17 protein-coding genes are annotated in these 13,419 nt (G+C 64.4%); 8 read left to right on the forward strand and 9 right to left on the reverse strand.

Annotated features, from left to right (window positions below; translation table 11 throughout):
• Nucleotides 1-102 precede the first annotated feature (102 nt).
• From EOA49_RS25160 to EOA49_RS25190, 7 genes are all read right to left on the reverse strand, one after another.
• On the reverse strand, nt 103-1,131 hold the full coding sequence (locus tag EOA49_RS25160; protein ID WP_067319478.1) for a peptidoglycan -binding protein: 1,029 nt from the start codon (nt 1,129-1,131) through the stop codon (nt 103-105).
• A gap of 1 nt (nt 1,132) precedes the next feature.
• Entirely contained in the window at nt 1,133-2,152 is a 1,020-nt protein-coding gene (locus tag EOA49_RS25165; RefSeq protein ID WP_067319476.1) for a MotA/TolQ/ExbB proton channel family protein, read from the reverse strand.
• Nucleotides 2,153-2,257: 105 nt separating this feature from the next.
• Nucleotides 2,258-2,950, reverse strand: coding sequence for a hemolysin III family protein (locus EOA49_RS25170; RefSeq protein WP_164746716.1), 693 nt, complete (start codon nt 2,948-2,950; stop codon nt 2,258-2,260).
• A 192-nt stretch (nt 2,951-3,142) separates the two neighbouring features.
• Nucleotides 3,143-3,943, reverse strand: a complete 801-nt coding sequence (locus tag EOA49_RS25175) for an inositol monophosphatase family protein (RefSeq protein WP_127240162.1) — start codon at nt 3,941-3,943, stop codon at nt 3,143-3,145.
• A 25-nt stretch (nt 3,944-3,968) separates the two neighbouring features.
• Nucleotides 3,969-4,535, reverse strand: a complete 567-nt coding sequence (gene efp / locus EOA49_RS25180; protein ID WP_067001754.1) for an elongation factor P — start codon at nt 4,533-4,535, stop codon at nt 3,969-3,971.
• 132 nt (nt 4,536-4,667) lie between these two features.
• A complete protein-coding gene (locus EOA49_RS25185; RefSeq protein WP_245460793.1) occupies nt 4,668-5,828 on the reverse strand; it encodes a tetratricopeptide repeat protein in 1,161 nt (386 codons plus the stop codon).
• 1 nt (nt 5,829) lies between these two features.
• Nucleotides 5,830-6,477: a thiamine phosphate synthase gene (locus EOA49_RS25190; RefSeq protein WP_095824195.1), complete on the reverse strand. Its 648-nt coding sequence runs from the start codon at nt 6,475-6,477 to the stop codon at nt 5,830-5,832.
• A gap of 221 nt (nt 6,478-6,698) precedes the next feature.
• Here EOA49_RS25190 and EOA49_RS25195 point away from each other — a divergent pair, with 221 nt between their 5' ends.
• Nucleotides 6,699-7,427, forward strand: a complete 729-nt coding sequence (locus EOA49_RS25195; RefSeq protein WP_127240163.1) for a class I SAM-dependent methyltransferase — start codon at nt 6,699-6,701, stop codon at nt 7,425-7,427.
• A 30-nt stretch (nt 7,428-7,457) separates the two neighbouring features.
• Here the strand turns inward: EOA49_RS25195 and EOA49_RS25200 are convergent, their stop codons facing one another.
• Entirely contained in the window at nt 7,458-7,916 is a 459-nt protein-coding gene (locus EOA49_RS25200) for a GNAT family N-acetyltransferase (RefSeq protein WP_127240164.1), read from the reverse strand.
• Nucleotides 7,917-8,110: 194 nt separating this feature from the next.
• On the opposite strand from EOA49_RS25200, the gene EOA49_RS25205 reads away from it, so the two are divergent.
• Entirely contained in the window at nt 8,111-8,881 is a 771-nt protein-coding gene (locus tag EOA49_RS25205; RefSeq protein ID WP_095799968.1) for a sulfite exporter TauE/SafE family protein, read from the forward strand.
• Nucleotides 8,882-8,921: 40 nt separating this feature from the next.
• Here EOA49_RS25205 and EOA49_RS25210 read toward each other — a convergent pair whose 3' ends face one another.
• Nucleotides 8,922-9,473, reverse strand: coding sequence for a DUF2269 family protein (locus tag EOA49_RS25210; RefSeq protein ID WP_127240165.1), 552 nt, complete (start codon nt 9,471-9,473; stop codon nt 8,922-8,924).
• 519 nt (nt 9,474-9,992) lie between these two features.
• On the opposite strand from EOA49_RS25210, the gene EOA49_RS25215 reads away from it, so the two are divergent.
• From EOA49_RS25215 to ruvB, 6 genes are all read left to right on the forward strand, one after another.
• Entirely contained in the window at nt 9,993-10,523 is a 531-nt protein-coding gene (locus tag EOA49_RS25215) for a DUF1465 family protein (protein ID WP_095824088.1), read from the forward strand.
• A gap of 208 nt (nt 10,524-10,731) precedes the next feature.
• Nucleotides 10,732-11,244 (forward strand): crossover junction endodeoxyribonuclease RuvC, encoded by a 513-nt coding sequence (gene ruvC / locus EOA49_RS25220; protein WP_067001770.1) that lies wholly within the window; start codon nt 10,732-10,734, stop codon nt 11,242-11,244.
• Between the two features lie 53 nt (nt 11,245-11,297).
• Nucleotides 11,298-11,567, forward strand: coding sequence for an AbrB/MazE/SpoVT family DNA-binding domain-containing protein (locus EOA49_RS25225; protein WP_067319466.1), 270 nt, complete (start codon nt 11,298-11,300; stop codon nt 11,565-11,567).
• Nucleotides 11,545-11,964 (forward strand): type II toxin-antitoxin system VapC family toxin, encoded by a 420-nt coding sequence (locus tag EOA49_RS25230; protein WP_082980671.1) that lies wholly within the window; start codon nt 11,545-11,547, stop codon nt 11,962-11,964. Before EOA49_RS25225 ends, EOA49_RS25230 begins: the two co-directional genes overlap by 23 nt.
• Before the next feature lie 10 nt (nt 11,965-11,974).
• The gene (gene ruvA, locus EOA49_RS25235; protein ID WP_127240166.1) at nt 11,975-12,595 is read left to right on the forward strand and encodes a Holliday junction branch migration protein RuvA; all 621 of its coding nucleotides are present in this window, start codon (nt 11,975-11,977) and stop codon (nt 12,593-12,595) included.
• A 43-nt stretch (nt 12,596-12,638) separates the two neighbouring features.
• Nucleotides 12,639-13,419 (forward strand): Holliday junction branch migration DNA helicase RuvB (gene ruvB / locus EOA49_RS25240; RefSeq protein WP_127243416.1); only part of this gene is annotated, 781 nt, incomplete at its 3' end.

Below are 13,419 nucleotides of genomic sequence, written 5' to 3' on the forward strand. Positions count from 1 at the left end.
GTGTAATTAAAAAAAGATAATGTTTTCAGGCCTTGCCGGCGAGCTTCTGCGCGCTAGAGTTGAGCCTGCGAACAAATTCGCGTGAGTTCGCGTTATGCCGGATCAACGTTCGGTGAGCTTCAGTTCAATTCGGCGATTCTTGCTGCGCGCCTCATCCGTGTCGGCCGGATCAAGCGGCTGGAATTCGCCGAAGCCGGCGGCTACCAGCCGGTTCGCCGGCACGCCGTTCTCGATCAGGAACTTCACCACCGAGGTCGCACGGGCGGTCGACAGCTCCCAATTGTCGCGATAGCGGCCGGTGCCGGACAAGGGCTTGTTGTCGGTGTGGCCATCGACGCGCAGCACCCAGCTGATCTCGGGCGGGATTTCCCTCTGCAGCTCGATGACGGCATCGGCGAGCTTCTTCATCTCGACCTTGCCGGCATCGTTGATCTCGTCGGAGCCGGTCGGGAACAGCACTTCCGACTGGAAGACGAAGCGGTCGCCGACGATGCGGATGTTCTCGCGGTCGGCGAGGATCTCGCGCAGCCGGCCGAAGAAATCGGAACGGTAGCGGTTGAGTTCCTGGACGCGCTGCGCCAGCGCCACGTTCAGGCGGCGGCCGAGGTCGGCAATCTTGGTGTTGGACTCGCGGTCGCGCTGCTCGGACACGTTGAGCGCGTCCTCGAGCGCCGCGATCTGCTTGCGCAGTGCCGCGATCTGCTGGTTGAGGATCTCGACCTGGCTCAGCGCTTGCTGGCTGATCTGGCGCTGGTTGCTGAGTTCGCCGGACAGCGCGTCCGCCCGCTTGTTGGCCGCGTCGCCGGCGCCGGCACCCTGTTCCAGCAATTGCTGAAGGCGGCTCTTTTCCGCCTCCGCCGCCGACAGCGAGGCCTGCAGATTGGCGAGCGTATCTTCCTTGTCCTGGCTGTTCGAGCGCTCCAGCGCCAGCAACTGCGTCAGCTCGTTGATCTGCGAGTTGAGGCGGCTGAGCACGGTGTCCTTGCCGGAGATTTCGCGGCTGAGCAGGAATTGCGCCAGCACGAAGACCGTCAGCAGGAACATGATGGCGAGCAGAAGCGTCGACAGCGCGTCGACGAAGCCGGGCCAGTAGTCGATGCGGCGATCGGCGCGCCGCCTTGCCAGCGCCACGTCAGTGCACTCCGGTCTTCTTCAGGGCATCAGCGATCTTTTCCAGCGTGTTGCGCATCGCCTTCTGTTCGTCCGACTGCGCCTCGACCCAGTCGCGCATGATCTGCTGTTCGGAGCGCATGTTCTTGACCAGTCCGGAAATGCCGTCCGCCAGGTTGGCCATAGCGGTGGCGACGCGCGGGTTGGAGCCGCCGCCATTTTCCTGCAGGCTGCGCAGCCGTTCCGACAGCAGGCGGATCTCCTCCGACGGCTCGGCGCGCGCCGATTCCGACACGACGATATCGGACGAGAGATCGGTGACCGAGGACAGCCAGTTCTCGAGTTCGGTGTAGAAGCGGGTCTGGGCGCGGCCGGCCTGCAGGTCGAGAAAGCCGAGCACCAGCGAGCCGGACAGGCCGAACAGCGAGGACGAGAAGGCCGTGCCCATGCCGGCGAGCGGCGCCGAGAGGCCCTGCTTGAGCGCGTCGAGTACGGCGGCGGCATCGCCGCTGCCGGGGTCGAGCGCCTCGATCGTCTCGCGGATTGAGGCGATGGTGTTGAGCAGGCCCCAGAAGGTGCCGAGCAGGCCGAGAAACACCAGCAGTCCGACAAGATAGCGCGAGGTGTCGCGGCTTTCATCGAGGCGCGTGGCGATGGAATCGAGCATGGTGCGCATCGAAGAGGTCGAGAAGGCGATCGTCGACGAGCGGCCGATCATCGCCTTCATCGGCGCCAGGAGCACCGGCTCGGTGGTCTCGGAGCCGGCGCGGAAGGAGTTGACCCAGCGCACCTCTCTGAACAGCCGGCCGACCTGGGCGAAGGCGAGCAGGATGCCGACGGCGAGCACGCCGATGATCAGCCCGTTGAGGCCGGGATTGCTGGAGAAGGCGGAGGAGATCTGGCGGGTGAGGATGGCGGCGATGAAGGCGACGATGACCAGGAAGATCACCATCGTGAGCAGGAAGACCTGCGGGCTCGACAGTTTGTGCGGATCGTAGACCAGGACATCCGAGCGCCTGCCGAAGGATCTGAGAAAAGCCATCCGTGCCCCGTTTCCGATGCCACCCGCCGCAGAATTGCCGCGACTCTAAACGGAATTGTGACCAAATTGAATGGTGCTTGACAATATCGCCCCGCGCGGGTCGTTTCAAAAACGGCTGATGACCAGACAGTCGACCATGGCGGCCAGGTGCAGCCCGGCGCCGGTGACGACGAAGCCATGCCAGACGGCATTGTGGAAACGCAGGCCTTTCCAGGCAAAGAAGATGACGCCCAATGAATAGACGATGCCACCCGCGAGCAGCAGCATGACGGAGGCAGGCGGCAGCGTCGCGACCAGCGGTCCGGCGAGCACGACGCCGCTCCAGCCGATGGCGAGGTAAAAGAGGATCGCCAGCCGGTCATAGCGCCCGGGCAGGAACATCTTGATGGCGACGCCCATTGCCGCCGCGCTCCACACGATAACGATCATCGGCACGGCAAGCGCGGACGTGTGCAGCTGGGTCAGGAAAGGCGTGTAGGTGGCGGCGATCAGCAAATAGATCGCGGCATGGTCGAAGCGGCGCAGGATCCACTTCGCCGGCCACGATATCGGCCACAAATTATAGGCCAGCGATATCGACAGCACGGTGAGCAGCGACACAACGTAGAAGACGGCGGCGACATACTCACCCGGGCCGGAATGGAAGGCGGCTAAAGCCAGGAAGGCCGAGCCGGCGGCGATCGCCAGCACGATGCCTACAGCATGGACGATGCCATCGGCGATCATCTCGGCGCGCGAATAGTGCCAACGGCCGACAAAGGGGATTTCGATCGATGTATTTGCGCGAGCGTCGTTCATGAATGATCCTGCAACCATAATCTGGGCAGTCGCGGATCAGTATTTCAAGCTTCGGTTGCGGTTTTGCGACGAGCCCGCCGCGCGTCCTTTCGACGCGCAAAGGGGGCTGCAGCCCTTTGATTTGCGCTTATCCGTTCCGAACCGGAGGTCTGCGAAATCGATTCCGATTTCGGGGTGATGCGATAGCGCGCTTCAGCGCGCAGCCAGCGGCTTCTTTACCGTCTTCAAGAGGGCGCGTTGGATAAGCTCGTTGCCGGCGACGATGGAGCCGGCCTCCAGCATGTCCTGCCCGCCATCCATATCCGAAACGAAGCCGCCCGCTTCACGGATGAGCAGGGCGCCGGCGGCGATGTCCCAGGCCGAAAGGTTGGCTTCCCAAAACCCGTCCATGCGGCCGGCCGCGACATAGGCGAGATCGAGCGAGGCGGAGCCAAGGCGGCGGACGCCCGAGACCTCGGCCATGACATTGCGCAACTCGATCAGGAAATTGCCGTGCTGGCCGCGCCCAAGATGCGGCACGCCGCAGCCGATCACGGCATCGGTGAGCTTGGCGCGTCCGGCGACGCGCAGCCGGCGGTCGTTCATGAAGGCGCCGCCGCCGCGCTCGGTGGTATAGAGCTCGTCCATGGCCGGATTGTAGACGACACCGGCGACGATCTGGCCCTGGCGCTCGAGCGCGATCGAGACCGCGAAGAGCGGGATGCCGTGGAGGAAGTTGGTCGTGCCGTCGAGCGGGTCGACGATCCAGCGATGCTGGCCGTCCTCGCCGTCGACGGCGCCGCGCTCCTCCATCAGGAAGGCGTAGCCCGGCCGCGCCTTCGACAGTTCGGTAAAGACGATCTCTTCGGCCTTGCGGTCGGCCTGGCTGACATAGTCGCCAGGCCCCTTCATCGAGACCTGCAGGTTCTGCACCTCGCCGAAATCGCGCGACAGCGACCGGCCGGCCTTCATCGCGGCCTGGACCATGACATTGAGGAGAGCGGAACGCGCCATTCTTCTTCTTCCTGTGTTGGCCGTTTTATTCTGCGCGACGCACGTAAGTGATCTCGTTGGTGTCGACGATGATGCGCTCGCCGGCCGAGATGAAGGGCGGCACCAGGACGCGGACACCGTTTTCCAGCACTGCAGGCTTGTACGAGGACGCCGCCGTCTGGCCCTTCACCACGGGGTCGGCCTCGGTGATGGTCAGCGTCACCTGGTCGGGCAGCGAGATGCCGATCGGCCGCTCCTCGTAGAGCTGGACCGTGACCATCATGCCGTCCTGCAGGAAGGCGGCGCGCTCGCCGACGAAATCCTTGTTCAGTTCGAGCTGCTCGTAGCTTTCGGTGTCCATGAAAACCAGCGCGTCGCCCTGCTCGTAAAGGAAGGAGAAATCCTTCATCTCCAGCCGGATCTGCTCGACGGTCTCGGCCGAGCGGAAGCGCTCGTTGAGCTTGGTGCCGTTGATCAGGTTCTTCAGCTCGACCTGGTTGTAGGCGCCGCCCTTGCCGGGCTTCACGGTGTTGGTCTTGACCGCGACCCAGAGGCCGCCGTCATGCTCGATGACATAGCCGGGACGGATTTCGCTGCCACTGATCTTGGCCATGTTGAACTGATCCGGAATGAGATTTTTGGCGCGGAGCGCGCTTTGGCGCCTCCAAGACCACAAATCGCATTGAGTGGCAAGGGAGGGCGTCGCGAACGCTCATGGAGATGGCCGATGCCGTGAGCCGTCTTTTCAGGGCAGCCGGTTCGCCTTCTGCAGCGCCTGCTTGGTCTGACCGTCGTCGAGGCCTTGCAGGAAATCGTCCATCTGCGGGTCGATCAACCCGGCGCGCCGGGCGACGATATACCAGGCTCCGGCCAGGATCAGATCGGGGTCGGTACCGATGCCGCCCATATAGAGTTTGGCGAGGCGGTTCTGCGCGGCGACATTGCCGCCTTCGGCCGCGCGCCTCATCCAGGCAAAGCCCGATTTCAGGTCGCGATCGCCGCCGCGCCCCTCGATCATCCATGCGGCGAGGTCAAGTTGCGCGGTGTCGTAGTTCTGCCGGGCGGCCTGCGCCAGCAGGGTGCGTGCCTTGGCGTCGTCGCGCGGTTTTCTGCCGGCGCCGTTGGCGTAGATTTGCGCCATCGCGTACTCGGCGTCGGCAAGGCCGGTACTGGCGGCGCGCTCATAATACACAGCCGCCTTGGCGATGCCGGCATCGCCCGGATCCTGCTGGACGAGCAATTGGGCGAAGTTGAACTGGGCCAGGCGGTTGCCCGCCTCGGCGGCGGCCTGCATCAGCGCATAGGCTTCCTTGGCGTCCTTCTTCACATAGCGTCCGTCGAGCAGCATCAGCGCATATTGGAACTGCGCCTCCGGCACGCCCTGCTCGGCGGCGAGCCCATACCATTTCGCGGCCTCTGCCGCGTTGAGCGGCACGCCCAGCCCACGCGACAGGATCTCGGCGACCAGTGTCTGCGCCGCGGGGTCGCCGTTCTTGGCCCGCACCATGGCAAGGTTGTAGGCGGTTTTATAGAGGCCGCGCTGGAAGGCGCCGTAGGCGGCGTCCGGGAGCTTGGCGCCGAAGCGATCGGGATTGATGGTATCGGCCGATGGCGGTTGAAGCGTTGCCGGCTGTGGCAGCGGTGTTTCGATCGGCTTATCGGCATGGGCCGCGCCAGTATTCGGGGCGGCAGCATTCGGGGCGCCGGTATTTGGGGCGCTTATATTCGGAATGCTTGTATTCGGGGCGCCGCTAGCAGGGGCGCTTGTATCCGGCGCGCTCGTGTCGGGTGTGGTCGTGTCCGGTCTGGGCTGCGGCACCGGCGGGGTCTCGGCGGCCAGCGCAGCGGCCGCCTGGATCGTCAAGGCCGCGGCCAACGCCGCGAAGGAAAGCCTGGGCCAGCGCACGTCAGTCCTCGAAGCGCGGCGCGATTTGGTCGAGCAGCGCGTTGGCCGCGGCGACCGCCGCGCGCGGATCGAGTCCGTCGGCGAAGACGGCGCTGGAGAGCGCCACGAACTCGGCGCCGGTGGCCGCTACCGTTTCCACCGACGCAAGCTCGGAGCCGGCCATCACGATGCAAGGAATCTGGATCATCTGCGCCCACCATTCACCGAGAGCGAGATTGCGGTGGTGCGGCTCGGGCTTGTTGTCATAGCCGAAGCGGCCGAAGAACATGTAGTCGGGCCGCTCCTCGCCGAGCTCCAGCGCCTCGTCGCGGGTCTTGGCGCCGCCCGCCCCCACCATCATCCTGTCGGCCAAGCGCTCGATCGTCTCGGCCAGTTCCTGGCGGTTTGCCTCGACATGGATGCCGTCGGCATGGACGCGGCCGGCGATGCGGCTGTCGCCGGCGACGATGACGGCGACGCCGGCGGCCTGCGCGATCGGCACGATCTTCTCGGCGAAGGCCTGGAAGGCGGCGTCATCCATGCCGTTTTCGGGCAGGATCAGCGAGGCGACGTCGCCGCCGTCGAAGGCGGTGCAGATGTGCTCGGGAGTCACAAGCGGCGGCGCGATCAGCACGATTCGGCAGCGATTGGGCGGGGTTGCTTCATTCATCGGTCTTCGATCCCGGTTTTCGCCTATGCCGGGCGAACATGGTGGCATTGCGGCATAGAGCAAAGCGTCCGGCTTGAACAGGAGGCGGGCGAAGATCGCCGCTGAAAAGCGTCGCGGCAGCAGCGGCTTGCGCCAATCTTCAAGGACTGACAGACGGCCTGTTGAAGCTGCTGATGGACGCTAACGAAACGACCGTTAGCAATTGAAAGCACGGGAAGAGCATGGCGCAAAATATCTACGACAAGGCCGATTTCTTCGAAGGCTACAGCCGTCTGCATCGTTCGGTGGAAGGGTTGGACGGCGCGCCCGAGTGGCCGGTTCTGCGCGCCATGCTGCCGAAGGTGGGTGGTCTAAGCATCGTCGATCTCGGTTGCGGCTTCGGCTGGTTCTGCCGCTGGGCAGGGGCGCACGGAGCCAAGCAGGTTCTGGGCCTCGACCTGTCGGAAAGGATGCTCGCCCGAGCACGCGCCGCCGGCTCCGACGAAGCCATAGCCTATGAGCGCGTCGACCTCGACGAGCTCAGTTTGCCGAAGGCGCGCTTCGACCTCGCCTATAGCTCGCTTGCCCTGCATTATGTCAGCGATGCCGCGCGGCTGTTCGCGACGGTTTACCAGGCCCTGGTCCCTGGCGGGTTCTTCGTCTTCTCGACGGAGCATCCGATCTTCATGGCTCCAAGCAATCCGGGCTGGTCCGTGGACGCCGCAGGAAGGAACGTCTGGCCCGTCGATCAGTATCTGGTGGAAGGGCCGCGCACGACCGACTGGTTCTCCGAGGGCGTGGTGAAGAACCACCGCACACTCGGCACCACGCTCAACAACCTGATCCAGGCCGGGTTCACCATCGGCCGCGTGGAGGAATTCTGTCCAACTGAAGGGCAGATCGCCGCCAGGCCTGAACTGGCCAAAGAGGTCGAGCGGCCGATGTTTCTTCTGGTTCAGGCGCGACGATGAGAGGTCGGCGGCATCGCCGGCGCGGGTGCGTCAAAGATCCAGCTTGTAGCCGATGTGGCTCGCCTTGAAGCCGACCCGTTCGTAGAAGCGGTGCGCGTCGAGCCGGCTCTTGTTGGTCGTCAGTTGCACCACCCTGCAGCCGCGCTCGCGGCATCTTTCGATCGCCCATTCCAGCAGGCTATGCCCGAGCCCCTCTCCGCGCCGGCTCGCCGCGACGCGCACCGCCTCGATCTGGCCGCGCCAAGCGCCCTGCAACGACAGGCCTGGGATAAAACTGATCTGCAAGGTGCCGATGACTTCGGCGCCGTCCGTCATCACCGCCAGGAAATGGTTCGGGTTGCCGTCTATGGTCGCGAAGGCGTCCTGATAGGCTTGCGCCAAAGGCACGCTTGCATTCTCGCGGGCGCGGCCAAGCGCGTCATCGGCAAGCATCGCGACGATCGCCGCAAGATCGGCTTTGTCCGCGCGGCGGATCAGGACTTCGCTCATCGTCAAACCTCATGCTGGGCGGGTGACCTTATGCATGGCCCGCCGCCAGCCGCAAACTCGGCAGGCCGGATTACGGACAGTTGATCGCGGGCCGACCGGCTGACGGGCGCGCTTCGGCTATCGCGGTCTTTCGCTTTGTGGTCTATTGCAAGTCTCCCGCCATCCTCCAGCCGTTTCTTGTCGCCGTCTCTCCCATGTCAGGCCTGCTCAGCGATCCCTGGTTCTATGCCGCCGCCATTCCGGCGGTCATCCTCGTCGGCCTGTCGAAGGGGGGCTTCGGCGGCGCCGTGGGCTTCGTCGGCGTGCCGCTGATGGCGCTGGCCATCCCGCCGGTGCAGGCGGCGGCCATCCTGCTGCCGATCCTTTGCCTGATGGACATCGTTTCGGTGTGGACATGGTGGGGCGTCTATGATCGCAAGATGCTGGTCGACATGATGCCCGGCGCCGTCATCGGCATCGGCCTCGGCTGGCTGACGGCGGCCCTGGTGACGGAGGAAATGGTGCGGCTGATCGTCGGCGCGGTCGCGCTGGTCTTCGTCCTGCGCTGGATCTATCTGCAGTTTCGCCACGGCGCCGACCACGAGGTGGAGCCGAACCGCATCGCGGCGGCGTTCTGGGGCATCGTTGCGGGCTTCACCAGCTTCGTCGCCCATGTCGGCGGCCCGCCCTTCCAGGTCTACGCGCTGCCGATCCGGCTCGACCCGAAGGTGCTGTCAGGGACGGCGGCGATCTTCTTCGCCGCTACCAACGCGCTGAAGCTCATTCCCTATTTCGCGCTTGGCCAGTTCGACAGCGCCAATCTCACCGCATCGTTTGCGCTGATGCCGCTGGCGCCGCTTTCCACCATCGCCGGCGCCTGGCTGGTGCGCCGCATGCGGCCGGAGGTGTTTTATCCGTTCACATACGCGACGGTGGCGGTGGTGGCGCTCAAGCTGCTCTGGGACGGTATTGCGGGCCTGATGTGATGGGCAGGGCGGCGCACCGGCGCCGCCCGCTACAGAAGGATCAAGCGGCGCTCGGCACCAGCTGGCGGCCGCCGCCAAGCGCAAGCGCTGCGCCGGATGCGATCACCAGCACCATGCCGGCGAGGATGCCGATGTCGTGAAGCGTAGGCTTCAGCACCATGTCGGCGATGATCACCAGCATCACCGCGTAGTCGAAACGCGCCCAGCGCATCATGCGCTGGGCGATGGCGAGAACCGCCGGCGTCACGCCTTCCTTGGCGACCATGGCCCCCATCCGCTCGCCGGTCGGCTTGAAAACGAGCATGCCGATCGAGAAGGTCGTGGCGTAGCCGACAAGGCCGATGATGATCCACAGGTCGGAAAAGCCAACCCAGAAGCCGCACATGATCAGGCCGAAAATCAGGGTGAGCATCGACATCGGCGCGAAGAAGCGGCCGCCGAGCTCGCCGCTCGCCCGCATCGCTTGCAGCTTGTCCTGGATGTTGCCGGCGCGCTCGGCGAGCACGCCGAGCAGGAACAGGACGAAGCCGCCGCCGACCCACAGGATGGCCGAGACGACGTGAAGGAATTTGACGATCGAATACCAGTCCATGGTGTGCTCCTGCATTTCTTGATCGGTGACGGCGTCGACTGCGCCAGCCCAGAGGAGCGGGCGTTTAGCGCGGAGCGTGTTTCGAAACGATGTCGCGGCGGCGGGGCCGATGTTTCGGCGCCACCATATGCATCCAGGGCTTGATGGCGCGGGAGGAGTCGGGCCGTCCCGTTCCGGCACAGGAAAAGTCCGTTCGCTTGAAAATTCCGCGCGGCGTTAAGGCTTCATTAAGCTTTACAGGCGTTTACTAGGACCATCCAGTTTGTCTGGATTCTTACCGAGTGGTTGGAGCCACTTTGTTTGACGCCTCCCTGTTAAACTCCTGAGAGCCGCCTTATCCGCGGCTCTTTTTTTGCCCGTTGGCCGCCGGCGGGCAGCGCGCCTCGGCGTTAACCGTTTGTTAAACATGCGCTTGCCTTCATGGGCATCGAAGCGCATTTTCAAGCCTCAGTCGTTTAAGGGTGCAGGCCGTATCGGCAAGGATGCCGAATCGGCTTGCGGCAGTGCAGGGGCGTATCGATGAACGAGCCTTCGAAGGGCAGCGCGAAAACCATAAAGCTCGCGGAACGCCGGGTTTTCTCCCAATCCTTCAAGCCGCTTTACCAGGAGGGCATGGGCCTGGTCGAACAGGCGGCCGAATATCTTGACGGCAAGGGCAGGCTCGAAGCCAAGAAGCTGTCGCGCACGGCGGCGACGCTCTATGCGGCCGAATCGATGCGTCTTACCACGAGGCTGATGCAGGTCGCCTCCTGGCTGCTTTTGCAGCGCGCGGCCAATTCCGGCGAGATGACCCGCGACCAGGTCGCCTCGGAAAAATCCAAGGTGCGGCTCGATACCGCCTCCGCGCATGACGAGGCGCTGGGCTGGAGCGAATTGCCAAAGGACTTCCTGGACCTGGTGAGCCGGTCGCTGCGCCTGCAGGCGCTGGTGAAGCGCATGGACGAGGAGATCTACGGCGGCGCCATGAACGACACGCCGGCCGCCACCCGCCGCGCCAACCCGGTCTCCGATCAGATCAGCTTGCTGAACACGGCCTTCGCCCGCGGCTAACAGGCTGCTCCGCACGCTCTGATGGCCATCTGGCGCCGTTTTTTGCGCGTCCGGTCCTCGCGTACCAAAGCACGCTCCGCACCGGTTCTTGAAAACGCCGCCATATGACTCATCGGACCGAATTCTGAAGCACCCCGCCTTGCACAGGCTGTTTCTGGTTTGTTCACAATTCACTGGCATCGCCATGCGCCGCGGTTAGACTTGGCGCATGGGGGAAGCGATTCGCATCATCGGCATCGATCCGGGCCTGAGGCGCACCGGCTGGGGCATCGTCGAGAGCCTCGGCAATTCGCTGCGCTTCGTCGCCTCCGGCACCGTGCGTTCCGACGACAAGGCGCCGCTCGCAACAAGGCTCTGCCAATTGCATGATGGGCTCGCCGAGGTGCTGCACCAGGCCATGCCGCACGAGGCGGCGATCGAGCAGACCTTCGTCAACAAGGATGCCACAGCGACGCTGAAGCTCGGCCAGGCGCGCGGCATCGCCATGCTGGTGCCGGCGCGCGCCGGGCTGGCGGTCGCGGAATACGCGCCCAACGCGGTCAAGAAGGCGGTGATCGGCGTCGGTCACGGCGAGAAGAAGCAGATCCATATGATGGTGAAAGTGCTGATGCCGAAAGCGGTGTTCGAGACCGACGATGCCGCCGATGCCCTGGCCATCGCCATATGTCATGCGCATCACCGTCAAAGCGTCGCCTACCGAATGGCGGCGCTGGCCGGGTAGTGTTCTTGACTTGTTCTCATTTGCGCAGTAAGTAATACCTTCGGAGTATTACCATGCGTGTGACCACCAAAGGGCAAGTCACGATCCCCAAACAAATAAGGGACCACTTGGGCATAGGCCCGGGTTCGGAGGTCCAGTTCGTGGCTACGGACGAGGGCGCCCGGCTTGTCGCCGTCAACGAAAACATTTCGGAGGAGGAAGCTGCCCGCAAATTCAAAGAGGTCCTCGGCAAGATGGAGGGGACGCTGGATTTGGGCGGCATGACGACGGACGAGTACATGGAGTGGTTGAGGGGACCACGTGAAAATCTCGACGTTGATTGACACAAACGTGCTCATTGACGTCTGGGGTCCGGCTGGGCCGCTGACGGAATGGTCTTCGTCCGCGATTATCTCCTGCCGACGCGATGGCGCGTTGGTCATCAACAGCATCGTCTGGTCCGAGCTTGCTCCCCTTGTTGCTTCCGAAGCAATGCTGAGGAAAGCAGCCGAGAGGCTTGAAATGGATCGCGAGTTTTTGCCCTGGGAAGCCGCATTCTTGGCTGGGGTGGCACATTCCCGTTATCGGCGGGCCGGCGGTGTTCGAGAGCGGACCTTGCCGGATTTTTTCATTGGTGCTCATGCGGCCGTTGCTGGTCACCGCCTATTGACGCGCGACGCTCCTCGCTATCGCAGCTATTTTCCCGACCTCGAAATCGTCTCTCCGGAAACGCATCCATGAAGGCCAGGACATGATCGGCAAGCTGAAGGGCACGCTGGATGAGATCGACGAGGATTCCTGCGTCGTGGACGTGCACGGCGTCGGCTATGTCGTCCATTGCTCGGCTCGCACGCTTGCCGCGCTGCCGTCCCCCGGCGAGGCGGTGGTGCTGTTCATCGAGACCTATGTGCGCGAGGACATGATCCGGCTATACGGCTTTCAGACCCCGCTCGAGCGCGAGTGGTTCCGCCTTTTGATGAACAATGTGCAGGGCGTCGGCGCCAAGGTGGCGCTGGCCGTGCTGTCGACGCTGGCGCCGCCCGACCTCGCCAATGCGATCGCGTTGCGCGACATCGCCATGGTGTCGCGCGCACCGGGCGTCGGCAAGAAGGTGGCCGAGCGCATCGTCACCGAATTGCGCACCAAGGCGCCGGCCTATGCGGGCGCCGCCACCGGCACGATCGGCCTCAAGCAGGAGCTTGGCGAAGGCGTGGCGGCAGCACCCATCACCGACGCGGTCTCGGCGCTGGTCAATCTCGGCTATTCGCGCGACATCGCCACCAATGCGGTGGCCACGGCCCTAAAGTCGGCCGGCGAAGGGGCGGACGCCTCGAAGCTGATCCGCTTCGGCCTGAAGGAACTGGCGCGGTGAGGCGGCGCTTGTCCCGGTCCTTGCCGTATGCAAGGAAGACCGCATGAGCCTTTCGCCCCGTCTCATTGCCCCCGACAAGCGCGGCGAGGATGCCGACCAGAGCTTGCGGCCGCAGTCGCTTGACGAGTTCGTCGGCCAGGCTGCGGCGCGTGCCAATCTCAAGGTCTTCGTCGATGCCGCCAAGAGCCGCGGCGAGGCGCTCGACCATGTGCTGTTCGTCGGCCCGCCGGGGCTCGGCAAGACGACGCTGGCGCAGATCATGGCGCGTGAGCTCGGCGTCAATTTCCGCTCGACGTCGGGGCCGGTCATCGCCAAGGCCGGCGACCTTGCGGCGCTGCTCACCAATCTCGAGGAGCGCGACGTGCTCTTCATCGACGAGATCCACCGGCTCAATCCGGCGGTGGAAGAAATCCTCTACCCGGCGATGGAGGATTTCCAGCTTGACCTCATCATCGGCGAGGGGCCGGCGGCGCGCTCGGTCAAGATCGATCTTGCCCGCTTCACGCTGGTTGCGGCGACAACCCGGCTCGGACTTTTGACGAATCCTCTGCGCGACCGTTTCGGCATCCCGGTCAGGCTCAATTTCTACACGGTCGAGGAGCTGGAGCAGATCGTGCGCCGCGGCGCCCGCATCCTCTCGATGCCGCTCGGTGACGACGGCGCGCTGGAGATCGCGCGCCGCGCTCGCGGCACGCCGCGCATTGCCGGACGTCTGTTGCGCCGGGTGCGAGACTTCGCCTCCGTCGCCGGAAACGGCCATGTCGATAAACGCATTGCCGCCGAGGCGCTGACCAGGCTGGAAGTCGACGGGCTCGGCCTCGACG

Origin of the sequence: Mesorhizobium sp. M1A.F.Ca.IN.020.04.1.1 (assembly GCF_003997315.1) — a bacterium.
GTDB lineage: Bacteria > Pseudomonadota > Alphaproteobacteria > Rhizobiales > Rhizobiaceae > Mesorhizobium.

Bases quoted from the DNA above. Each gene is read 5' to 3' on its own strand.
- EOA49_RS25165 (WP_067319476.1), bottom strand. From the start codon at position 2,152: ATGGCTTTTCTCAGATCCTTCGGCAGGCGCTCGGATGTCCTGGTCTAC.
- EOA49_RS25170 (WP_164746716.1), bottom strand. From the start codon at position 2,950: ATGAACGACGCTCGCGCAAATACATCGATCGAAATCCCCTTTGTCGGC.
- EOA49_RS25175 (WP_127240162.1), bottom strand. From the start codon at position 3,943: ATGGCGCGTTCCGCTCTCCTCAATGTCATGGTCCAGGCCGCGATGAAG.
- efp (WP_067001754.1), bottom strand. From the start codon at position 4,535: ATGGCCAAGATCAGTGGCAGCGAAATCCGTCCCGGCTATGTCATCGAG.
- EOA49_RS25190 (WP_095824195.1), bottom strand. From the start codon at position 6,477: ATGAATGAAGCAACCCCGCCCAATCGCTGCCGAATCGTGCTGATCGCG.
- EOA49_RS25195 (WP_127240163.1), top strand. From the start codon at position 6,699: ATGGCGCAAAATATCTACGACAAGGCCGATTTCTTCGAAGGCTACAGC.
- EOA49_RS25200 (WP_127240164.1), bottom strand. From the start codon at position 7,916: ATGAGCGAAGTCCTGATCCGCCGCGCGGACAAAGCCGATCTTGCGGCG.
- EOA49_RS25205 (WP_095799968.1), top strand. From the start codon at position 8,111: ATGTCAGGCCTGCTCAGCGATCCCTGGTTCTATGCCGCCGCCATTCCG.
- EOA49_RS25210 (WP_127240165.1), bottom strand. From the start codon at position 9,473: ATGGACTGGTATTCGATCGTCAAATTCCTTCACGTCGTCTCGGCCATC.
- EOA49_RS25215 (WP_095824088.1), top strand. From the start codon at position 9,993: ATGAACGAGCCTTCGAAGGGCAGCGCGAAAACCATAAAGCTCGCGGAA.
- ruvC (WP_067001770.1), top strand. From the start codon at position 10,732: ATGGGGGAAGCGATTCGCATCATCGGCATCGATCCGGGCCTGAGGCGC.
- EOA49_RS25225 (WP_067319466.1), top strand. From the start codon at position 11,298: ATGCGTGTGACCACCAAAGGGCAAGTCACGATCCCCAAACAAATAAGG.
- ruvA (WP_127240166.1), top strand. From the start codon at position 11,975: ATGATCGGCAAGCTGAAGGGCACGCTGGATGAGATCGACGAGGATTCC.